The organism is Cystobacter fuscus (assembly GCF_002305875.1).
Taxonomy (GTDB): Bacteria; Myxococcota; Myxococcia; order Myxococcales; family Myxococcaceae; genus Cystobacter; species Cystobacter fuscus_A.
In genome coordinates this window covers 2101622-2123285 of the sequence record NZ_CP022098.1, presented here as the reverse complement: position 1 = coordinate 2123285, position 21664 = coordinate 2101622, and the positions used below count along the sequence as shown (strand labels likewise).

The window sequence follows — 21664 nt, the reverse complement described above, 5'->3', positions numbered from 1 at the left end:
GAGCCAGAGGGTGGGACCATGAGCCCGGCCACTTCGAGCCGTGCCAAGCCTCAAGGGGTGGAGCGCCCACCAATCTCCGGGAAGCGCTCGTAGGCCCGTTTAAGCGCGTCCAGGTGTGCGGGGTTGTCCAGGTCGAGCGGCGCATCGGTGAGCCTGACAACCCACCCGCCCGTCGTGGTACGCCGTGAGCGCGAAAGCAAATCCGCGTCGCGGGCGGGGTCCGGAAAGCCGATGGCGCGCGCGGTAGCGGAAGACCAATAGTTCAGCCATCCCAGGTAATGCGGAATCTCAGGCGCGGGGATATCCCATGAGAGTTTGAGAGAGGGTAGCCCTTTGGGCGGAATATGAGCCGCATCCCCCGGGTGGCGAAACTGCTGCGCCACTGTCTCGGCCACGCTATCTGGCAGCACGCGCCCCCAGATCGCGCGAGCCCCCTCTGCTACGGCTTCTAGCGCATCCGCTGCCGCCGCAATACCCGCTTCGTCTTGTGGCAGCGTCGCATGGACTTCAAAGTGTGGCGTCATGTCCGCGGCAAGACCTCTCGCATTCTCCCATCCGGTAAGCGTCATGACGCGATTCTCGTCGTCATTGCAGAGGAACGGAAACCCGTTGTCTGTCCTATTTGTCGTGACCCACTCATCACGGTGAGGCAATGCAATGAGGTCGTCCTTTTCAGAAGTCGTCCACCCCAGCCGCAAGCCGGGAACCGCGCGCTCCATTCCATGGACGATGGCAAGAGGGCGCCCATCGTCGCCTACAAGCGCAGGTGCGTAGACAATAAGGTGTAAAGAGTTTTGCGTGGCTGCCATCTCAGCACCAATCCATGACAACAACTTTGAGGTTGGGGTCTAGTTTGAACAACATGGCTTTGTGCGTGGCGCTTTTGACACCAACGATGAAGTCATATCCACACTGTTTGGCGAGCCCGTCCTCGCGTTGTAATTCCGGCAACTTCACTCCAGCAAGAAACTCCTGGGACCGAGACGAGTGTCTGTCGAAGTCATCCGTCTTGACGTCCCACAGAGTGCGCGTGGCCAGTTGCAGCGCGTCGAAGTTCTTCCCATTCACGAACACATCCCAACCGGGGAAGCTGTTGTTCGGCATCAGGTCGGCGCATTTGTTGTGCGGGTCATTACCGCCCAAGTGTGGCACCGGGACGGGCTTGCATCTCGGGTCGTCTTCCTCCACGAGGGCGGACGCGAGCTGCTTCTGTGGCGAGGGCTTCCGGGCCGGTGCTTTCGCCGCACGAGGCTGGGCCTCAAGTTCCACCATGAGTTGCCGCGAGGACTCCGAGACGTCCCGCAGCCGTGCCTCGAACTCCCGTTGAGCGTCGACCCAGGGCGGGCGGCTGTCAGACTCCGGCCCGGCGGTGCGGAAGGGCCAGAGCAGGACGAGGGCCACAAGCACCGGACCCACCCTGGAGAGCGCCAAAGGGGCCTCGCCTGCGCGTCCAGCCTGGGCGAGGCCCTCGGCTCCCCTCGCTACCTCAGCGGCATGCCCGCTCGTCCTCGCGGCGCGCGAGAAGCGCTCGAAGGCCCGCTCCGCCGCGGTGAGCTCGCGGTCCAACTGTTCCCACTGACGCGGTTCCAGGTCCTCGCGCGCCCGAGACAGCAGTGCCCTGGCCTTGTCCAGGTCCGCCTTTCCAATCCACGACCGTTCCGGTGCCGGCTCCATCGGCGCGGAAACGAGCCGGATGCGAGGGCCCAAAGTGGGAGTCGACACGAAGGCATGGGGCCGTGGCATCGACTGCGGGGCGGGCGCGCTCGCGCAGGCGGTGAGCAGCACCAGGAGCGCGCTCCAGGTTCGCAAGCGCATCGTCACATCCTTTCATCAAGCGCGGGGGGCAGGCTCTAGTCGGGCGCGTTGGGGAGCATGGCCAGCATGCTCCGACAGCGACGAACGAGCGCGCGAGGGGCGCGGCACACGGCAGATGCCGCGAGGGTGTCAGGTCGCGGGAGGACCGCCCTCCTGGCTCTCTCCGCTCTCCGCGTTGCCTCCTGGAGTCGGCGTGGCCGCCAGAGCCTGGCCGACGTCCACCGCGATCTCCGGCTCGTCCTTCACCAGGTGGAAGAACTCGCGGCGGAACGCCTCGGGGGTGAGCTGGCACGTCTCCGCGAAGCGCGCCACCTCTCCCGGCCGGGCGAAGTCCTCGCGCTTGAGCCGCAGCATGAAGCTGCGCGCGATGCGGTAGCGATCCGAGTCCACATCCACCATGCGCACACGGGGCCGCCCGGTGGCCGGGTCCTTCATCTTCTCGAACGGGATGGCCTGGAAGCGTCCGTTGATCATCGCCACCACGGCCTCGGTTCCCCCCTCGATGATGTAGCGCGCCGCGCAATGGCCGAGGTCCCGCGTGTACTCCATGTCGAACGGAATGGGATCCGCGCAGCGCACCTCGTAGCCGATGTACTTGGAGACGATCGTGGACTTGATGCCCAACGCCGCGAGCCGCATCTTGACGGCCTTCTCGAGCACCTCGGCCAGGGGCACGTCCGCCACGTGCAGGTTGCCCATGTGGTCGCGCGGCAGCTCCGTGTAGCGCGCCAGATCCTCGGGCTCGATGCAGTCGGCGAGCCCCTCGGCCAGCAGCGCGATGCCGTCCGGGCGCCCGTACGAGAGCCGCTTGATGACGGAGCCGGCGAGCAGGTCCACCACGGTGGTGAAGGGCACCTTCTTGCCGCGGAACTCCTCGGGGATGAGGGTGACGGTGGCGCCCACCGCCTTGCCGATCGCCAGGGCGAGGTGTCCCGCCTTCCGTCCCTGGGCGACGACGAAGTACCAGCGCGACGTCGTCTTCGCGTCCACCATCAGGTTCTTGACGATCTCCACGCCCACGTGGCGCGCCGTCTGGAAGCCGAAGGTGCTCGTGTCGTCGGGCAGGTCGATGTCGTTGTCGATCGTCTTGGGCACGTGCACCACGCGGATGCGGCCGCGCGTCTTCTCGGAGATGATCTGCGCGAGCGTGGCCGTGCCATCTCCGCCCACCGTGACGAGCATGCCCACTCCCAGGCGCTCCAGCCCATCGATGGTGCGCTGGAGGTGCTCGGGGGAGCGCGTGGGGTTGGCGCGCGAGATGCCGATGTACGAGCCGCCGCGAAAGTGGATGCGGCTGGTGTCCTCGATGGTGAGGGGGATGACGTGGGAGGTGTCTCCCTCGGCGAGCCACTTGAAGCCATCCTGGATGCCGAGCACCTCCACGCCCGCGAGGCAGGCTCGGATGGTGGCCGCTCCAATCACGCTGTTGATGCCCGGGGCAGGCCCCCCGGCGACGACAATGGCGAGCTTCTTCATGAGTGCGCGTGTCTCCCGTGATTTCTTTGGCCGCATCCTCCCCCGGAGCGACGGCTGAACCCAGTGAGAAAAGGTCATGAATCGCGCGTGAGGTGCAGCAGGGAGCCGACGAGCCGGATGCCCGCGGCGTCGAGCATTCTCGACTCGGGTGTGTTGCGCGTGATGACCGTCTTGCCACTCGCGATCCAGTACCACCGCTTCACGGTCTGGCCCGGCTCGAGCACGGAGCGCAGCACCGCTTCGGCGGCACGCTTTTTCGCGATGAGGACCTTGACCTGTCCGGTATTCGCCGGATGGACCTCGACCGCGATGAGCGGAAGATCCGATCGGGTCGTTCCCAGCAGGTAGTCCCAGCGATTCTCGCTACCGCGCTCGGCCGCGGTTTGAGTGTCGAGGTCGAGCGAGTCGACGACCCGGGCGGCAGCGGACTCGACGATGCGCTCGCGATCACTCTTTCGGAGGGCTCGTTTGCCCGGATGGACCGCGGCCACGAGCGCGCAACCTGGCTCCAGCGCTTTGCGGACGCTCACGAGCCCTCCTCGTTGACCGCATCGGAGATGGCTTTTCCAAATCTCCCACTGAAACCGGTCAGCCCACCCCAGCCCGAGGTCGCCGCGTCATCGGCGCCTGGATCGAGGCTGGAAATGTCCCGGCCGTGGACGCGGAGTTCCTCATCGAACGCCAGGGCGTAGGTCCTCGTGGACTTGTTGAGTGCCTCGCTGATGAACCGCACATTCTCCGCCCCAGCGGACAGCCCGAATGCCTCGCGCAGCTTCCGAGCGCCTTGCTTCTTGTCCCGCAGGGACTGGATGGCGAAGACGACATCCAGCACGACGGGCGAGTGAGTTGACAAAACCACCCGGTAGCCTCGCCACAACAGATCGAGGACCAGGGCCATGACCGCCGTCAGTGCCTGGGGATGAAGACCCATTTCAGGCTCCTCGATGATGACCCACTCGATGTCCTCTTCCTTCCTTTTGCGCCGCTCGGGAAGAACCCGGTAGAGGCCCAACAGGAGCGGCGTGAACTCACGCTGACCAGCGGTCCAGGTCATGAACGGGAGCTGTGTCTTGCCGTAGCCCAGCTCAAGCCGGGTCTGCAATCCGGCCTTCTCCAGCCGCACCGTGCCCCCATGGAAGACGGCATCGTCGATCAGGGTACGCACCCCCTGCTTCAACCGTCGCTCCACTGGAAACAGATCTCCTGTCTGCTTTCCCGTGAAACGATCATACAGACTCTGGCTGAACAGGCGGGCCACGGTTGGCGTATCCGCCTTGAGCCGAATGAAGGGCGATGGCCACCCCTCTGACATGAGGAGGGCACGATGAGCCGGGACGAAGAACACGCGGCCCTTTGCCTTCCGGGCATGTAGCAGTTCCTCGGGGCGCAACGGCTGGCCATTGATGGACACCCGGGTCTTCCCCACCCACGCCGTGCTCATCCCCTCGCCGTAGTACGCATCCAACAGCTCGTTCTTGTTCTCCAGGGAGGTCCCAGCATCACGCAGCGCGGAGACGATCTCTCCCGCGTCGAGCCCCAGCTTCCACGTCTGCAACAGGAGGCTCTTCCCCGCCGCTTGGGGACCTACCAGCACGGTCAGGTCTCCAAACTCGATGCGAGCATGTGCGATCTGCCCGAGATTACGGACCTCCAGAACATCAGCAGCCACATGTCCTCCAAAGAGGAGAGGGACGCTGACACAGGGCGGGAGACTTCAACAAGCATCCTCGAGCGCTCCGGCCTCCGCTGGCCCCCGGGTTGCACAGTCCGCCCCGCGTGCTCCAGTCCCTCCTCGAACTGCTCTACCCGCCCGCGTGCATCGCCTGCGCGAAGGTGATGCCCGTGCGCGCCGCCTTCTGCGAGACGTGCGACCTCGCCGTGGAACGGCTGCCCATCGCGCGCTGCCGCACCTGCGCCGAGCCCGGCTCCTTCCCCCGCCACACCTGCCCCCGCTGCCACGACTCGCCGCCTCCCTTCTCCCGCGCCTGGGCTCCCTTCGCCCACGAGGGCCCCGTCGCCCGCGCCATCCACCGCTTCAAGTACGAGGACCATCCCGAGCTCGCCCCCGTCCTCGGAGAGCTGCTCGCCACCGAGTGCCGCCACTTCCTCTCCCGGGCCCCCACCCTGCTCGTCGCCCTGCCCCTGCATGGCAAGCGCTTTCGCGAACGCAAGTACGATCAGGCCCAACTGCTCGTGGAGGCCCTGGCCCGCGCCACGGGCCGCGAGGCCAGCCTGGGTCTGCTCCACCGCGCCCGCGAGACGCGCCGCCAGGTGGGCCTGTCCGAGGCCGAGCGCGCCCTCAATGTCTCCCAGGCCTTCCGCGCCTCCGCCTCCGTGGCCGGACGGGACGTGCTCCTCGTGGACGACGTGCTCACCACCGGCGCCACCGTCCGCGCCGCCGCCACCGCCCTCCAGGAGGCCGGGGCCCCCCACGTGGAGGTCCTCACCCTCGCCCGCGCCTTCTCCCTCGCCTGAACCCCGGGCCCCGGACGCCGGGCCCGCTCCCTCGCACGTTCCTCGACATTTCAGTTGCCTGCCCGCTCCCAACAGCGCATGCAGGGAAGGCTGCCCGAAGTCCGGCTGTTCACCGGCGCCGGGAATGACACCCCGGTCCCCCCTTCCGACGGACGAGGAACACGGATGTCTCGTACCCCACGGCTCGCCCCGCGCTCTCCCGCTCCCTGGCTCGCGACACTCCTCGTGCTCGCCTGCCCGCTCCTGTCGCGGGCCGCCTCCAACCCGAGCGCCGCCGAGGCCCAACAAGAGGCCGAGCAGGCCCTCTCCCTCGCCTCGTCCCCCCGGGGCGCCGCGCACCTGCTGCGCATGCAGGCGCTCGAGCCGGACCTCGACGATCTCACCCTCCTGGCGAAGACCTATACCGAGGTGGCCACGACCCGGAAGTTCGTGGACCCCGGCACCCGCGCCACCGCGCAGTTCCTCATGCTGGACCTGGAGCGCGCCCGCGGCCGGCTCACCCGCGCCGCCGAGTGGCAGGACTCGCTGGGCTTCGTGCGCGACTTCTACGTCGTCGGCGGCTTCGACAACGAGGGCAAGGCCGGCTGTGACACCGACTTCGGCCCCGAGGCGACCGCGCTCGACCTGTCCGCCCGCTACTCTGGCGCCAAGGGCCCCGTGTCCTGGCGCCCCCTGTCCGTCACCCCCAACGATGGCTACATCGACCTGGGCGCCGCGCTGCGTCCCAACCGCGAGGCCGTGGCCTACGCCGTCACCTGGCTGGAGGCTCCGGCCGAGGCGCGCGTGACGCTCGGCGTGGGCACCTCCGGCGCCTTCCGGCTGTGGGTGAATGGTGAGAAGGCCGCCACCAGCGACCACTACAACCTGCCCCGGCCGGATCAGACGCGCGTCTCCGTGCGCCTGCGCAAGGGCCTCAACCGCGTCCTCGTCAAGGTGTGCCAGGAGTCGGGGCCCCTCGGCTTCTACCTGCGCCGGGATCCCCCCGGCCGGCTGCGCGTCACCCTGCCCTCCACCGCCCCGGCGATCACCAAGGGCACCACCCCCGCGCCCCAGCTCCTGCCCACCCTCACCTCCAGCCTGAGGGACGCGGTGGCCCGCGCTCCCGCGGACGCCACCCTGCGTGGCGAGTACGCCACCGTGCTCGACTACTTCCGCGCCTTCGACGAGCGCGAGCACACCGCCACCGTGGAGGCCGAGCGCGCCGCCCGCGCCGCCCCGAACGACGCGCGGCTGCAACTGATCGCCGCCACCACCGCCCGCGAGGACCTCAACCAGCGCCGCCTCTTCCTGGAAGCCGCCGTGCGCGCCGACCCCTCGCTGGTGCGCGCCCGCGTGGCGCTCGCCGAGTTCGAGCTGGAGCGCGGCCACCCCGAGCGCGTCCTGGAGCTGCTCACCCCCGACCTGACGAACTCCCCCGACTCGGCCGGGGTCCGGCTCACGCTCGCCCGGGCCCACGAGGCGCTCGGGGAGACGGCGCGCGCGCACAAGCTCGTGGAGGAGACGCTCCTGCGGCTGCCGCGCATCCCCCGCGTGGTGCGCGCCGCCGCCAGCTCCGCGCGCGCCCTGGACCGGCCCGAGGAGGCCGCCTCCCGGCTGCGCGTGGCGCTCGCGCTGCGCCATGACGATCGCACCAGCCGCACCCTGCTCGCCTCGCTGCTCGCGGACCGCGGCCAGCTGGAGCCCGCCGTGCGCGAGTACACCCAGTTGCTCTCGCTCTACCCCTTCGACAACGGCTCGCGGTTGAAGCTCGCCGAGCTGCGCGCCGCCAATGGCCAGCTCGACGCGGCCACCACCGGCTTCGCCGAGGCGCGCGCCCTCTCCCCGGACGAGCCCGAGCTGTACGAGCGCGAGGGCCGCGCGCTGCTCGCCGCCAGCCACCGCGAGGAGGCCATCGCCGCCTTCGAGCGCTCGCTCGCGCTGCGCCCGCAGAACCCCACTCTCAAGGACGCCCTGCGCGCCCTCAAGGGCGAGGCCGCCAGCGCCGGCTCCCAGTACCTCCTGGACCCCAAGGCCCTCGTCCGAGAAGCCGACGGCTACACCAACGAGGACGCCGTCTACCTCACGGAGAGCACCTACGTGCGCGTGCAGAAGAGTGGCCTGTCCGGCCGGCTGCACCAGTTCGCCGTGAAGGTGCTCAACGCCCGCGGCGTGGACGCCTTCCGCACATTCCCCGTCACCTACTCGCCGGATCGGCAGGAGGTGCGCATCCTCCGCGCCCGCATCACCAAGCCGGACGGCTCCGTGGTGGACAGCTACGGCGAGAGCGACCGCAACATCAACGAGCCCTGGACGGGCATGTACTACGACGCGCGCGCCAAGATGCTCTCCTTCCCCGCGCTCGCCGCCGGGGACGTGCTGGAGTTGCAGTACCGCGTGGACGACACCGCCCAGGACAACCTGCTGTCCGACTACTGGGGCGACGTGGAGAGCGTGCAGGGTGTCTATCCCAAGGTGAGCTATCAGTTCCTCGTGGAGATGCCCCAGGAGCGGCCCCTCTACTGGAACGAGAAGAAGCTGCCCGGGGTCGCCTATGCCCACGAGCCCGTGGAGGGCGAGCGCGTGCTGCACCGCTGGAGCGCGAAGCACGTGGCCAAGGTGGTGCCCGAGCCCGGCATGCCCGGCTGGGCCGAGGTGGCCGCCAACCTCCACGTCTCCACCTACCGCACCTGGGACGAGGTGGGTCGCTACTGGTGGGGCCTGGTGAGGGATCAGCTCACGCCCAACGAGGAGCTGCGCCAGACGGTGGAGACGGTGCTCAAGGGCGTGGACCGCAAGGATCAGCAGGCGGTGATGCGCGCCATCTACAACTTCGTGGTGACGAACACGCGCTACGTGGCGCTGGAGTTCGGCATCCACGGCTTCAAGCCGTACCGGGTGGACCGGGTGCTGTCGCGGCGCTTCGGCGACTGCAAGGACAAGGCGAGCCTCATCCACGCCATGTTGAAGGTGGCGGGGGTGGACAGCCGGCTGGTGCTGTTGCGCATGCGCGACCTGGGCTCCATCGGCGAGGAGCCGGCGAGCCTGGCGGCCTTCAACCACGCCATCGTCTACGTGCCGCAGTTCGGCCTCTACCTGGACGGCACCGCCGAGTTCCACAGCGCGCGCGAGCTGCCCAGCGCGGACCGGGTGGCCAACGTGCTGGTGGTGGAGCCGGGCGGCAAGGCCTCGTTCCTCACCACCCCCGAGGCGACGGCGGACGACAACGCCACGCGCCTGAGCATGGACGTGACGTTGCGTCCGGATGGCAGCGCCGAGGTGGGCGGTGCCACGACGGTGGGTGGGCAGATGGCGCCCGAGTACCGCCGCGCCTACACCTCCGTGTCCTCGCGCAAGTCCACCTTCGAGCGCGCCTGGGCCCAGAGCTTCCCCGGCCTCACCGTGCGCGACGTGAAGCTCAATGACACCACGCGCCTGGACGAGGACGTGAAGGTGGACTTCCGCATGGCCATCCCCCGCTTCGCCGAGGCGCTCCCCGGTCAACTGCGCTTCCTGCCCTTCGGCACCGGGCGCGCCTACACCCAGACGTACGCCGCGCTCGCCGAGCGCCGCTTCGATCTGATGATGAGCGGCCCGTGGGTGAACCGCTTCACCTTCCGCTACACGCTGCCCGCGGGCTACTCCGTGGCCGAGCTGCCCCCCACCCTCCAGGAGGAGACGCCCTTTGGCCGGGTGCGGCTCACCTACAAGCAGGAGGGACAGCAACTGGTGTGCGACGGCGAGGTGGCGCTCACCTCGGCCCGGGTGAAGGCGGACGACTACGCCGCCTTCCGTACCTTCCTCGGCCGGGTGGACCAAGGCTTCTCGCGCAAGGTCACGCTGCGCGGCCCCGCATCGCCCACCGCCCAACGCTGACCTCATCCCGGGGGGCCGCATGAAACGCCCCCGGGGTTGGCGCATCCTGGCCTTTCGCGCGACCGCCCGAACGAGCACTCCGGGCCCGCGACGGGGGGGCGCTCATGATGAAGCTGGCGTTGTTGGGAGATAGCTATCCGTCCCAGGTCCGGGTCAATCCCCGGGCCCTCGGAGAGCTGGACGTCGTGTGGGTCGGACAGTCCCGTGAGACCTTCTTCCGGGAGGTACCCAGGCTCCGGCCCCAGGTGCTCGCGCTGGACTTCATGGACCTGACCCAGGTGCCCACCGAGCTGATTCCCGGGATGCTGGAGAGCACCGGCGCCCGGCACGCGCTCATCAGCTACCGCCTGCCCCACGCGCCCCTCATCGACGCGCTCCGCTCGCCGCGCGTGAGCTTCCTCCGGGGGCCGGTGCCCCTGAGCCTGCTGCACCTGCGCGTGCACCAGAGCCTCGACGACCTCAAACGGGCGGGCATGCCCCCGAGTCAGGGCCCCGCTGGCCGCGCCCCGCGCTTCAGCCCCGAGCAGCTCGGCCGGCTGATGGAGCTGTCCACCCAGGAGGGGTGCGAGTGCGCCTCCCAGCTCGCGCGGCTCGTCGGCGGCCTGCGCGGCTTTCGCGAGTACACGGCGGGCTGCGAGCCGCACGACGAGAAGGACCAGCGCCTCCACGAGCTGCTCGACCGGCAGATGGCCCGCGCCCGGGAAGCCCTGGAGGAGGGGCTCGTGGCGCTGCTCGAGCACGAGCACATCCGGCTCTGAGTCAGTCCAGCAGCGCGGCGAGCAGCCGGCGCACCTCGGTGGGGCCATTCACCCGGTAGCCGGCGCGCGACTCCTTGCCTCCCGCGTGGATGGCGATGCCATCCGCGGGGAGCGCGGCGAAGAGATCCTCGTCCGTGCGGTCATCGCCGATGGCCACCACCCGGGTGCCAGGAGCCAGGCCCTCGGTGACGCGCCCCACCACGCGGCCCTTGTTCACCCCGCGCGCGCGCACCTCCACCACCTTGTCACCGGGCAGCACCTCCAGCGGACCCTGGGCGAAGACCTCGCCCAGGTGCAGGCGCAGCTCGCGCGCCAGACGCGCCCCGAGCACCGGCTCCACCTGCCGGTAGTGCCAGGCGAGCGACGCGGACTTCTCCTCCACCAGGGCGCCGGGCACGCGCGCCGCGAAGGACTCGAGGATGGGACGCACCAGGCTCTTCCACTCCGTGGACACGCCTCCCAGCGACTCCCAGGTGGCGCCGGGCGTGGGCCGGGACCACAGGCCGTGCTCGGCGTACAGGCCCGCGTTCAGCCCGCCCACCCAGGCCTCCAGCACCTCGCGGCCGCGACCACTGACGATGGCCACCCGGGTGTGGGGTCGCTCGGTGAGCCGCCGCAAGAGCGTGAGCAGCTCCTCGTCCGGAGCGGCCAGCTCGGGCCGCGACGCGAAGGGCACGAGCGTGCCGTCGTAGTCGAGCAGCAGCAGCAGATGGCTCGCCTCGCGAAGGAGGGGGAGCACCTCCTGGGCGCCCTGGGGCTTCACCCGGGGAGGCGCCGTGGGCGTGGACTGGAGCGCCGACAGGAAGGAGTTCACCCAGCAGTGCACGTCGCACTCGATCACCCGGGTGCGCAGCGCGCGCATGCGCCGCTGGCGCTCCTCCTGGGGCATCTCCAGCGCGGCCTCCAGCGCGTCCGCCATGCCCTCCACGTCGTAGGGGTTCACCAGGAGCGCGTCGCTCAACTCGTCCGCGGCCCCGGCCAGCTCGCTGAGCACGAGCACGCCGTCCTCGTCCGGGCGCGAGGCGCAGAACTCCTTGGCCACCAGGTTCATGCCGTCGCGGATGGGCGTGACGAGCATCACGTCCGCGGCGCGGTAGAGGGCCGCGAGCTGCTTCTGGTTCAACGAGCGGTAGAGGTAGTGGATGGGGACGTTGTGCACCGAGCCGTACAGGCTGTTGATGCGTCCCACCAGCTCGTTCACGCGCTCGCGGTAGGTGGCGTAGTCCTCCACCGTGGTGCGGCTGGGGACGGCCACCTGGATGAAGCGCAGCCTGCCGCGCCAGGCGGGCTCGCGCTCGAGCAGCCGTTGCACCGCCAGGAGCCGGCGGGGAATGCCCTTGGTGTAGTCCAGCCGGTCCACGCCCAGCACCAGGCGCTGCTCGGCGGCCTTCTCGCGGTGCCCGCGCACCTCCTCGAGCACCGCCGGCTGCTGCACCAGCTCCTCGAAGGCCCGGGCGTCGATGCCCATGGGGAAGGCGCCCAGCCGCACCCGCCGCCCATCCTGGTCGACGTGATCTCCCACCTTCTCCAGCCCGAGCAGCTGCGTGAGGGTGCTGGCGAAGTGCCGCACATAGGAGATCGTGTGGAAGCCGATGAGGTCCGCGCCCAGGAGGCCCCGCACCAGCTCGAGGCGCCGCGGCACGGTGCGGAAGATCTCGCTCGAGGGAAAGGGAATGTGGTGGAAGAAGCCGATGCGTGCCTGGGGCAGGCGCTCGCGCAGCAGGGCGGGCACCAGCATGAGCTGGTAGTCGTGCACCCAGATGGTGTCACCGGGCTGGTAGTGGCGCACCGCCAGGTCGGCGAAGCGCTCGTTCACCTTGCGGTAGATTTCCCAGTCCCGGTCCTGGCGGGGCACGCGCTCGAGGAGATAGTGGCACAGCGGCCAGAGGACCTGGTTGGAGTAGCCCTCGTAGAAGCGGCTCACCTCGCTCGCGCTCAGGTAGAGGGGCACGCAGCGCTGCCGGGCGAGCTGCTCCTCCACCGAGGCCTTCTGCGCGGGTGTGAGCCGCGAGACATCTCCGGGCCAGCCCACCCACAACCCTCCGGATTTTTCATGCGGGCCCCGCAGCCCGGTGGCGAGCCCTCCGGCACTGGGGACCACGGAGACCCCGTCCTTGTCCGCTTTGACGGTGACGGGGAGCCGATTGGAGACGAGCAGGAGTCTGGACATGACGTCGCGCGTCTCTAGCTGGACGGGCGCGCATGGGTCACCGGGGAATCTCGCGAGGTGCCTGCTTTAGAACCTTCAGCCGCCGCGCCCCGGGGGGCCCAGCCCAGCCGCACGAGGAGGGCCGGCTCGCGGCCCGGCTTCCAGATGAACGCGTCCAGCAGGTAGTGCGTGGCCTGGGGCAGCGCGAGCAGGGGCACCACGAGCGCCAGCACGTCCGCGGGCAGCAAGAGGCCCGCCTCGCCGAAGAGCCGGGGCCGCTCGTGCCACACGAGCCAGTCCCAGAGCCCCTCCTCGCCCAGGGCGAGCACGACCAGCACGCCCAGCACCGCGGGGGCTCCGGCGCGCACCACGGGGGCGAGCACGCCATAGCCCCCTTCCGCGAGCCGGCCCCGCGCGTAGCGCAGCAGCAGCGCGAAGTAGGGCACCCCGTGCAGCAGGACGTTCATCACCGTGAAGGAGAAGTCGTCCCGGGCGAGCACGATGCCCCCGAACCACGTCACCGCCGTGGCGAGCACGAGCAGCACCTTGCCTACCTGGAGCCCCTCGCCGCGCAGGGCCCGCGCTCCCTGGAAGCCCGCCCACGTGGCGAGCACCCCACCCTGCACGACGAGCGCCGCGGTCCCCACCCAGGCGGGAAGCCCGGCGATGAAGTCCTCCTCGACGAACCACCAGAAGGCGCGAGGCAGGTGGGCGTGCCACCACACCACGGGGCCGAGCGTGGCGGCGTAGATGGCGGCGGCATCGAGGGCGCGCTCGGTGGAGGAGGCACGGGCCTTGCGCCCGTAGAGGGCCACCCAGCCGTACTGCTGGCGGATGAAGTGGAACAGGGCGGTGTACGCGAAGAGGCGCCAGAAGAGACCGGGGGACTGGCTCCAGGCGAACACGCCCAGCAGATACGCGGCGAGCGGCGCCGCCGTGTAGAGGGCGGGCCGGCGGCGCAGCTCCTCCCCATCCGCGTAGGTGCGCAGGAGCGTGGACCAGACGTGGGCCACGTCCACGCCGACGACGAGCAGCACCCAGGCCCACGGGGGCGTCTCGCCCACCGCCCCCAAAGCCGGCGCGGCGAGCACGAGCCCCACCGACACGAGCGCGCTGCCCGCGAAGACGGCGAGGTCCACGCCACGGCCGAAGAGCCACGCCTGGGAGGGAGCGAGGAGACGGGGCATGGGCGGCTCAGGGCCGGTAGTGCTGGATGCGCGAGCCCGGCACCCGCTGGGCCAGACGCTCCATGCCGCTGGCCACCTCGGCGAGGACGCGCTCCTTGTCGATCGTGAGCAACTGGCGGTCGCGCAAGAGGAGCCGGCCATCCACCATGACGGTGTGCACGTCGCTGGCGCGGGCACTGTAGACGAGGCCAGCCATCGGATCGTGGAGCGGCTGCCAGTGGGTGCCACGGGTGTCCACGAGGACGATGTCGGCCTGGTAGCCGGGCGCGAGCGTGCCGAGCCGATCCCCCATGCCCAGCGCGGCCGCGCTGCCCCGCGTGGCGATGTCGAGCACCTCGGCGAGGGGCATGACCTCGGAGTCGAGCGCGTCGTGCTTCTGCGTGAGCGCCAGCAGGCGCAGGGCCTCGAAGAGGTCGAGCGTGTTGCTGCTCACGGCGCCATCGGTGGCCAGCCCCACGGGGATGCCGGCCTTGCGCAGGGCGCGCACGGGGGCCAGGCCCATGCCCAGCTTGAGCGACGTCTTGGGCGCATGGGCGATGCCCACGTGCGCACGGTGGCGAGCGAGCGTCTCGATGTCCTGGGGCAGCAGGCCGCCGCCATGGGCGATGAGCGTGGGCACGCCGAGCACGCCCGTGTCCTGGAGCACCTGGATGGGCGTGTGGCCCCGCCGGTTCACGCTGGCGAGCGTCTGGTTCATGTCCTCGGCGGCGTGGATGTGGATGCCCACCCCGAGCCGGGTGGCGTGCCCCACGCACGCGCGCAGCAGTCCGTCATCGCAGGTATAGGGCGCGTGGGGGGCCATGCACGTGGTGATGCGCCCCTCCGCTCCGCCCTTCCAGCGCTCCGCGAAGGAGGCGGTCCGCGCGAGTTCCTGGTAGCCCCGGCTGGAGAACGCCGTCCACCCCAGATGCGCCCGCGTCCCCGCGCCCTCGACGGCCCGGGCCACCTCGTCCATGGAGAAGTAGTGATCGGCCACGGTGGTGATGCCGCCCTCGATCATCTCGATGAGGCCGAGCATCGCGCCCCAGTACACGTCCGCGTCGGTGAGGTTGTTCTCCAGGGGCCAGATGAAGTCGTTGAACCACCGCTCGATGGACACGTCCTCGGCCAGTCCGCGGAAGATGACCATGGACACGTGCGCATGGGTGTTGATGAGCCCGGGCATGGCGATCATCCGCTGGCCCTCGAGCACCTCCACCCCGGGCGCCAGCGGTGCTCCGGTGGGGCGGATCTCCGAGATCCGCGAGCCCTGGATCAGGATGTCCTGATGGCGCGCGAGGGTAAGCATGCCGTTGGCGCCCGGAACGAGGGCGTGACAGTCACGGATGCACGTCTGGCGTGCCTCGGGAGTGGAAGTGCTCATGGGGTGGACTGGACGGGACCGAACTGCGCGGGCACCCAGGTGTAGCCCTTGCCCTCGGCGCGCACATGGCCCAGGCCGGGGAACGGCAGGTGGGCACCGGCGATCCAGTGCTTGCTCTTGGCCGCCTCGGCGAACAGCCGCTTGCGGGTGGCGATCGCCTTGGGGCTGTCGACGTCGAACTCGACGGCGATCTCGGGCCTGGGGAACTGGAGCGCGACGTTGTGCACGATGTCGCCCCAGACCAGCAGGCTCTGCTCCTTGGAGGTGAACAGGTAGCCGCTGTGGCCGGGGGTGTGTCCCGGGGCGGGAGCGACGGAGACGCCCGTGGCCAGCACCTCGCCCGGCTTGAAGGGCTTGAACCGGCCCGCGGCCACGTAGGGCGCGACCGCCTCGCGGGCCATCTGGAACATGGGCCTGGCGGCCTCGGGCGCCTCGTTGGCCCGCTTCTCATCCAGCCAGTAGTCCGCGTCCTCCTGGGCGGCCCGCACCACGGCGTTGGGGAAGAGGGGCTGACCCTCGGGGGTGAGCAACCCCCGGGCATGGTCCGGGTGCAGGTGGGTCAGCAGCACCAGGTCCACCTGCGCGGGATCGTACCCCGAGGCGCGGAGGTTGCCCGGGATGGCGCCCAGGGTGGGACCGAAAGCCGTGGCCGTGCCGGTATCCACCAGGATCAACTGCTCGCCCGTGTGCACCAGGAAGGCATTGACCGCACCCAGCGCGGGGTTCGGGAGGAACATCCGCTCGTACAGCTTGTCCATGTCCTTGGCGCTCGCGCCCTTGTACATCTTCAGATCGATCGGGATGAAACCGTCGTAGAGCGCGGTGACCTCGAACGCCCCGACCCGCATGCGGTAGTAGCCGGGCACCTGGCTCTGCTGCTGCGCGGGCGGTGCCGCGTCCGCCACCCCAGGCGACAGCGTGGAAAAGGCCGCGGCGCCAGTGAGTGACAGGGACAGCAACGCGCGGTGGAGGGACAGGCGCGAACGGCTCTGGAACTTCGTCTCGTGATTCATGGCGGGAGTCTATCCGAGCCTCCAACGCCCGTGCGCGCCCCAAACCCGGCCCGGGAGAAACCCCGGGTGCAAGCGGGCCCGGACGTGAAGTCCCAGCCAGGGGCTCACCGGCCTCCCGAGCCCGCCGCGCCGAGCTACCCCGGAGCGAGCTTGCGCACGAGCTCGAACCACTTCTCGTCCAGGTAGAAGGTGTGCTCCCGGACCTCGTCGAGCAGGGCCTGACGCACCCCCTCCCCCCCCTCGCGCACCAACTCCTCGAGCCGCGCGTGGGCCTCTTCCCACCGGCCCTCGAGGAAGGCGAGGTAGGCCAGGTTGCCCCGGACGATGGGCTCGCGCGGTGCGCGCCGCAGCGACGCCTCCAGCATCTCCTGGGCGTGGCGCAGACAGTCCGCCACGGCGCTGGTGGCGCCCCGCTTCCAGCACTGCCTGGCCTCGCCGATCCACATCCGGCCCGCCTGGTTGAGCCCCACGGCCACTTCCTGGAGGACGGCCGCGTCGGTCGACTCGCCGAACCGGCGCACCAGCTCCGCGTAGAGCACCTGGGACTGCTCGGCGAGCCCCCGCATGCCGAGCGCATGGCCCCGCGTGCGCAGCGCCCGGGCCACCTGCTCCTGGATGGTCGGCTCGGACGACTCCCCGTAGCGCTCCACCACCTCGTGCAGACACCGGTGGGCCTCCTCGAAGCGATCCTGCTTCACGTAGAACCAACCCAGGTTGGTGAGCGCGCGGCAGTGCTGCTCCCGGCACCGGGGGGCGGGAAGCGCGACATAGCGGCGCAGCGCCTCCTGGAAATGGGACTCGCTCTCCGCCCACCGTCCCTCGTTCCAGTCCAGGAGCGCCAGACCCTGGTGGGTGTCGGCGATCATCTCCTCATCGAGCGAGTACATGGGCAGCTCGGCGCACCCGCGCAGCACCTCCTCGTAGTGGGCCCGCGCCCGTGCGGCGTCCCGCGAGGATTGATACATCCACCCGAGATCGAAGAGCGCCCGGAGCACCACGCCCCGCGTGGCGGTGTCCGTCGAGTCACCATGGCGCCGCGACAGCTCGACGAGGCTGGCCAGGGCCTCCTCCACGCGGCCCTCCGAGTGGAAGACATGCGCCAGCCCCCGATGCGCCTGGACGGCCTGCACCCGCAGCCAGTCCTCGGGGGCCTGGCCATAGCGCAGCATCATCTCCTTGAAGGAGGCACGGGCCCGGTCGAACCGGCCCTGGAAGCACAGCAGCCAGCCCATCCGGTATTGCGCGGCCGGCACCGCGTCGTACGGCGGCGGCCCCTGCGTCGAGCCGAAGCGATGGACCACCTCCTCGTAATGACCCCAGGCGTCTTCCCGCCGTCCCTGCTGCTCGGCGATCTCCCCCAGCTCCAGGAGCGCGCTCGCGATGTCGGACTCCCAGCGCTCCTCGCTCCCGCGCATGCGCCGGAGAAACTCCTCGTGACAGCCGCGCGCCTCCTCCCAGCGCCCCTCCGCCTTGAGCAGCTGCCCCATCCGCGCCAGGAAGACCACCGACTCGGCGGCATCGCCGTCCCCGGCGAGGGCGTCATCGCGGCGGATGATCTCCCGCCAATCCGCCAGGGTCTGCTCCACCAGACGTACCCGCTCCACTCCCGGAGTGCTCCCGTCCGGGAGTTCCCGGGGTGCCACCTCCGTGTCCCGCATCGGGTCGGAGGGCTGCTCGGGAGGTGGCTGCTCGGGACCCATCCGCCGGAGCGTGACGTGTCCGCCTGGGACGAGCAAGTACCCTCCAGGTGCCTCGTGCCAGGGCCGAAGGGGCCTGAACACGCCCCCCGGAGAGCGCCCGGCCAGGAGCGGAAGCGGCGAGCAGGAGGGCACCCGGGGGAGCCGCGTCTGGCGATGTGAATGGGCGGTGCGCCCCACACTCCCCGTGCGCCCCCAAGACGGTGGACCTGCTCACCACCGTGCGCGGGCTGTCCGAGAGCCAGGGCGCATGCGATCTGGCGCTGGCGGCGTTCTTCCTCGGGCAAGACGGAATCAGGGCCGGCGGGAGCGCTCGTCGTCCAGCTCGCGCAGGGGCAGCAGCCGCTCCAGCAGCGAACCTCCGTGCTTGGGCTGGGCGATGCGCTGCGCCGGGTAGATGCCCCGCTGTCCCGTGAGCAGGTACGCGGTGACGGTGACGATGACCACGTGGGGCAGCACGCCCGCGCCGAGCAACTCCACCGCCATGAGGGACAGCGCCAGGGGCGTGTTGGCGGCGGCTCCGAAGAGCGCGGCGAGCCCCACGCCCGCGGCCAGCTCCAACGGCAGGCCCAGCAGGCGCGCCAGCAGATTGCCGAGCGCCGCGCCCACGACGAACAGCGGCGTCACCTCGCCGCCCAGGAAACCCGTACCGAGCGTGAGGACGGTGAAGAGCAACTTGAGGGCGAAGGTCTCGGGCGGCAGCGAGGGGTCCACGAAGGCCCGCTGCATGAGGGGCACGCTCAGGCCGAGGTAGTCGCTCGTGCCCACCACCTTCCAGAGCACCACCACGAGCGCGCCGCCCAGGGCCATGCGCGGCGCGAGCGACGGGACGACCTTCTCCAGCCGCTTCTTGAGGAAGTGCACACCCTCCACGAACACCACGGCCACCACCGCCACCGCCGCGCCAAAGACGAGCCACTTGCCCATGACGCCCGGCGAGAGCGCGAGGGAGGACGCCGCCGGGTAGACCGTGTGGCGGATGCCCAGCGAGCGCGTGACGAAGTCGCCCACCAGGGCGGCCACCAGCGCGGGGACGAGCGCCTCGTAGTTGAGGCGGCCCACGCTGACGACCTCGAGGCCGAAGACGGTGCCCGCGATGGGGGTGCCGAAGACGGAGCCGAAGCCTCCGGCGATTCCGGCGGCGAGCAATTGCCGGCGCGTCACGGGCGAGACCTGGAGGCGGTGGGCCACGCCGTCGGCGAGACTCGCGCCCATCTGCACGGCGGTGCCCTCGCGGCCCGCGCTACCGCCAAAGAGGTGGGTGAGCACCGTGCCCAGCAACACCATGGGGGCCATGCGCGCGGGAATGCGCTCTCCCCCCTCGTGCATGGTGTCGATGACGAGGTTGTTGCCCCCTCGGATGGACGCGCCCCACCGGCCGTAGAGGGCACCGATGACCAGGCCCGCCAGCGGCAGGAAGTAGACGATGACCTCGTGGCGGATGCGCCAGTGCGTGGCTTCTTCCAGGAGGAAGAGGAAGATCGCCGAGGCCACACCACACACGAGGCCCACCAGGGAGCCCAGCACGAGCCATTGGCCCAGGGCCCGTGCGCGCTTGTCCAGGCTCATCTCCCGCCGTCTCTCCTCGTTTCAGGGTCAGCGGGACACCCGTTACCATGAGGACGCCCCCGATGCCGAGCCGAAGCACCCAGGGGCCCGACGAGTGCCCTCAGAGGTTGGCCTCCAGGGTCACGAAGACGCGCCGGCCCTCCATGCGGTAGTCGAAGGGATAGTCGTGCGGTCTCACGAGGTAGCTCTCCGTGTCCAACAGGTTGGACACCTTGAGCTCGGCGGCGGCCCAGGAGGTGATTTGATAGCGCACGTTGGCATCGAGCCGGAACCAGGCGGGCACCTGCTCCGGGCGCAGGGAGCGGAACAAGGGCTCCACGCTGTCCTCCTCGCGGCGCAGCACGCTGCCCTGGTAGCGACCCTGGAGCGCGAGACTGAAGTGCTCGCGTTGGTAGCTCGCCCCCGCCTTGGCCAGATGCGCGGGCGCCCAGGCGAGGTCCCCTGCCCGGCCCACCCCCTCGAGCAGGTGCACGTAGGTGTAGTTGCCGAAGGCCGACAGGCGGCCCATCCCTCCCAGGTCCACCTCCACCAGGAACTCGGACTCCACGCCCACGTTCGTCTGGGACAGGAGGTTGTCCATCACGTTCCCGGCGGAGAAGGCGATGAGGTTCTCGTAGCGCGAGTGGAACAAGGTGCTGCGCCAGCTCAGGTGCTGGCTGATGCTCCAGTCGGCGTCGAGCTCGAAGGTGGTGACCTGCTCGGGGCGCATCCTCTCGACGTTGGCGTCCAGTATCCAGGTGTTGGAACCGAGGATCTCTCCGGGCGAGGGAGCCCGGAAGGCCCGGCCGCCCTGGAACTTGAGGCTGAACACGGGACTCGGTGTGAACACCAACGCGACCCGCGGGCTGAGCTGCTCATAGGACTTGAAGCGGCTGGGTGTTCCGGGCTGCGCGAGGTCGCGGTAGTGGAAGAACTTCAAGTCGTAGCGCAGCCCCATGGTCAGTGACAGGGGAAGCGACAGCAACCGGTTCCAGGCGAGCTGGGTATAGGCCCCCACGTTGCTCAGGGGCTCACCGAGGATGGACTCGTAGAGGGGACCGAGCCGCACCGGAGCCGGGGGAGGGAAAGGCGACTCGTCGGAGAGGTCGGCGGTGGCGTAGTGCACGGAGTCCCCGCCATACAGCGTGGCGGAGTACTCCACGCCGCCCAGCAGGCTGAGCCCCTCGCCCAGGGAGCCCGAGAGCTGGGCGCGCCCGAAGAGTTCGTCCAGCGCCGTCTCGAGCACCTCGGTCACTCCATAGGGGTAGCGCCCGTCCTCGGCGCCGCTCGGATAGAAGCGCACGTGGCTGTCGTACTCGCGCCGCTGGTACTTGAAGACGTACTCCTGCGCCAACGGGCTGCCCGGCCGCGAGCGGTAGCTGGCCACGGCGATGTGCCGCCGGTCCCGCATGGGGCCGTCGATATCGGGCACCCACTGGCGCCAACCGTGGCCGGTGCCGTGGTTCCAGTCCTGCAGGTGGTACTGCAGGGACAGGCCGCGCAAGACACGCGAGGGCTCCAGCTTGACGAAGAGGTACGAGTTGTCGCGGCGATCGTTCACGAGAAAGCGCTGGAGCGCTCCCGTGGCATCGGTGCGTCTCGAGCCGTCATGGGAGAGATAGGAGAACCCATCCGTGTGCTGGTGTTGGAAGCCAACCACCGCGGAGAGGTGCCGGGAGCGGGTGACCGCCACCGCGTCCACCACCGCCGTGCCCAGGTTGCCGACGCGCAACCGGGCCTCGTTGTTGATCTCCAGCCGCTCGTCATCCTCCAGGGTATGGGACGAGGAGAGCGTGTTGAGGGCGATGACGCCATGGATGGCGCTGGAGCCATACAGGGCAGAGGCGGGGCCCCGGAGGATCTCCACGCTCTTGACCAGGAAGAGCGGGGTGATCTCCCAGGTGAACGCGGTGGCCAGGTCGCTGTCGTTCATGGGAACGCCATCCAGCAGCAGCAGCAGGTGGTTGTTGTTCCACCCCTCCCAGAGGCCACGGGCGCCCACCGTGGTGCGCTCGAAGTCATGCGAGGGAAAGAAGCCGGGCTGGCTGAAGAGGAGCTCGTCGATCGTCTCCCAGCCGAAGCGGCGCATCTGCTCGCGCGTCACCACCGAGGCCATGCCGGGAGCCTCCCTCGCCTGCTGGAGACGTTTGGAGGGAGTGGACAGCTCCACCCGCAGCAACTCCTCCAGGGTGAGGGATTGGGTCCACTCCGGTGGGGCCTCCTCCTCTTCGGGGACCTCGTGCGCGAGGGCGGAAGTGGAGCACAGGAAGGCGGCCAGGAGGAGCATCCCGCGGCCACGGGAAGCGAGGGGGGACGAACGAGGCATGGGGG

General features: G+C 69.9%; 15 protein-coding genes. 3 read left to right on the top strand and 12 right to left on the bottom strand.

The window, feature by feature from the left end; translation table 11 throughout:
- Positions 1-50: 50 nt before the first annotated feature.
- The 5 genes from CYFUS_RS08880 to CYFUS_RS08860 all read right to left on the bottom strand — a co-directional run bounded on the left by CYFUS_RS08880 (position 51) and on the right by CYFUS_RS08860 (position 4885).
- Complete coding sequence (locus tag CYFUS_RS08880) at positions 51-809, bottom strand: DUF5953 family protein (protein WP_095991882.1); 759 nt, start codon at positions 807-809, stop codon at positions 51-53.
- Between the two features lies 1 nt (position 810).
- Positions 811-1785, bottom strand: coding sequence for a DUF6310 domain-containing protein (locus CYFUS_RS51660; RefSeq protein ID WP_198316513.1), 975 nt, complete (start codon positions 1783-1785; stop codon positions 811-813).
- Positions 1786-1944: 159 nt separating this feature from the next.
- A complete protein-coding gene (pfp, locus tag CYFUS_RS08870; protein ID WP_095984830.1) occupies positions 1945-3291 on the bottom strand; it encodes a diphosphate--fructose-6-phosphate 1-phosphotransferase in 1347 nt (448 codons plus the stop codon).
- Positions 3292-3365: 74 nt separating this feature from the next.
- A complete protein-coding gene (locus CYFUS_RS08865; protein ID WP_095984829.1) occupies positions 3366-3821 on the bottom strand; it encodes a hypothetical protein in 456 nt (151 codons plus the stop codon).
- Positions 3818-4885, bottom strand: a complete 1068-nt coding sequence (locus CYFUS_RS08860) for an AAA family ATPase (RefSeq protein ID WP_232537452.1) — start codon at positions 4883-4885, stop codon at positions 3818-3820. Before CYFUS_RS08860 ends, CYFUS_RS08865 begins: the two co-directional genes overlap by 4 nt.
- Positions 4886-5067: 182 nt before the next feature.
- Between CYFUS_RS08860 and CYFUS_RS51655 the strand changes: the two genes are divergently transcribed.
- The 3 genes from CYFUS_RS51655 (at position 5068) to CYFUS_RS08845 (ending at position 10376) form a co-directional block, all read left to right on the top strand.
- Positions 5068-5766, top strand: a complete 699-nt coding sequence (locus tag CYFUS_RS51655; RefSeq protein ID WP_198316512.1) for a ComF family protein — start codon at positions 5068-5070, stop codon at positions 5764-5766.
- A 165-nt stretch (positions 5767-5931) separates the two neighbouring features.
- A complete protein-coding gene (locus CYFUS_RS08850; RefSeq protein ID WP_095984827.1) occupies positions 5932-9618 on the top strand; it encodes a DUF3857 domain-containing protein in 3687 nt (1228 codons plus the stop codon).
- 104 nt (positions 9619-9722) lie between these two features.
- A complete protein-coding gene (locus CYFUS_RS08845) occupies positions 9723-10376 on the top strand; it encodes a hypothetical protein (protein WP_095984826.1) in 654 nt (217 codons plus the stop codon).
- A gap of 1 nt (position 10377) precedes the next feature.
- Here CYFUS_RS08845 and CYFUS_RS08840 read toward each other — a convergent pair whose 3' ends face one another.
- The 7 genes from CYFUS_RS08840 to CYFUS_RS08810 all read right to left on the bottom strand — a co-directional run bounded on the left by CYFUS_RS08840 (position 10378) and on the right by CYFUS_RS08810 (position 21659).
- The gene (locus tag CYFUS_RS08840; RefSeq protein ID WP_095984825.1) at positions 10378-12546 is read right to left on the bottom strand and encodes a bifunctional alpha,alpha-trehalose-phosphate synthase (UDP-forming)/trehalose-phosphatase; all 2169 of its coding nucleotides are present in this window, start codon (positions 12544-12546) and stop codon (positions 10378-10380) included.
- 14 nt (positions 12547-12560) lie between these two features.
- Positions 12561-13712 (bottom strand): hypothetical protein, encoded by a 1152-nt coding sequence (locus CYFUS_RS08835; protein WP_095984824.1) that lies wholly within the window; start codon positions 13710-13712, stop codon positions 12561-12563.
- A 7-nt stretch (positions 13713-13719) separates the two neighbouring features.
- The gene (locus CYFUS_RS08830) at positions 13720-15075 is read right to left on the bottom strand and encodes an amidohydrolase (protein WP_095984823.1); all 1356 of its coding nucleotides are present in this window, start codon (positions 15073-15075) and stop codon (positions 13720-13722) included.
- Positions 15072-16088 carry an MBL fold metallo-hydrolase gene (locus tag CYFUS_RS08825; RefSeq protein WP_095984822.1) on the bottom strand — a complete coding sequence of 339 codons (1017 nt, stop codon included), beginning with the start codon at positions 16086-16088 and terminating at the stop codon, positions 15072-15074. Before CYFUS_RS08825 ends, CYFUS_RS08830 begins: the two co-directional genes overlap by 4 nt.
- Before the next feature lie 134 nt (positions 16089-16222).
- The gene (locus CYFUS_RS08820; RefSeq protein ID WP_095984821.1) at positions 16223-17824 is read right to left on the bottom strand and encodes a tetratricopeptide repeat protein; all 1602 of its coding nucleotides are present in this window, start codon (positions 17822-17824) and stop codon (positions 16223-16225) included.
- Positions 17825-18079: 255 nt separating this feature from the next.
- The gene (locus CYFUS_RS08815) at positions 18080-19354 is read right to left on the bottom strand and encodes a chloride channel protein (RefSeq protein WP_095984820.1); all 1275 of its coding nucleotides are present in this window, start codon (positions 19352-19354) and stop codon (positions 18080-18082) included.
- Positions 19355-19454: 100 nt separating this feature from the next.
- On the bottom strand, positions 19455-21659 hold the full coding sequence (locus tag CYFUS_RS08810) for a TonB-dependent receptor (RefSeq protein ID WP_095984819.1): 2205 nt from the start codon (positions 21657-21659) through the stop codon (positions 19455-19457).
- Between the last annotated feature and the right edge of the window lie 5 nt (positions 21660-21664).

Coding starts and splice junctions, on each gene's coding strand:
- CYFUS_RS08845 (WP_095984826.1), top strand. CDS start 9,723: ATGATGAAGCTGGCGTTGTTGGGAGATAGCTATCCGTCCCAGGTCCGG.
- pfp (WP_095984830.1), bottom strand. CDS start 3,291: ATGAAGAAGCTCGCCATTGTCGTCGCCGGGGGGCCTGCCCCGGGCATC.
- CYFUS_RS08825 (WP_095984822.1), bottom strand. CDS start 16,088: ATGAATCACGAGACGAAGTTCCAGAGCCGTTCGCGCCTGTCCCTCCAC.
- CYFUS_RS08830 (WP_095984823.1), bottom strand. CDS start 15,075: ATGAGCACTTCCACTCCCGAGGCACGCCAGACGTGCATCCGTGACTGT.
- CYFUS_RS08850 (WP_095984827.1), top strand. CDS start 5,932: ATGTCTCGTACCCCACGGCTCGCCCCGCGCTCTCCCGCTCCCTGGCTC.
- CYFUS_RS08810 (WP_095984819.1), bottom strand. CDS start 21,659: ATGCCTCGTTCGTCCCCCCTCGCTTCCCGTGGCCGCGGGATGCTCCTC.
- CYFUS_RS08835 (WP_095984824.1), bottom strand. CDS start 13,712: ATGCCCCGTCTCCTCGCTCCCTCCCAGGCGTGGCTCTTCGGCCGTGGC.
- CYFUS_RS08840 (WP_095984825.1), bottom strand. CDS start 12,546: ATGTCCAGACTCCTGCTCGTCTCCAATCGGCTCCCCGTCACCGTCAAA.
- CYFUS_RS08815 (WP_095984820.1), bottom strand. CDS start 19,354: ATGAGCCTGGACAAGCGCGCACGGGCCCTGGGCCAATGGCTCGTGCTG.
- CYFUS_RS08880 (WP_095991882.1), bottom strand. CDS start 809: ATGGCAGCCACGCAAAACTCTTTACACCTTATTGTCTACGCACCTGCG.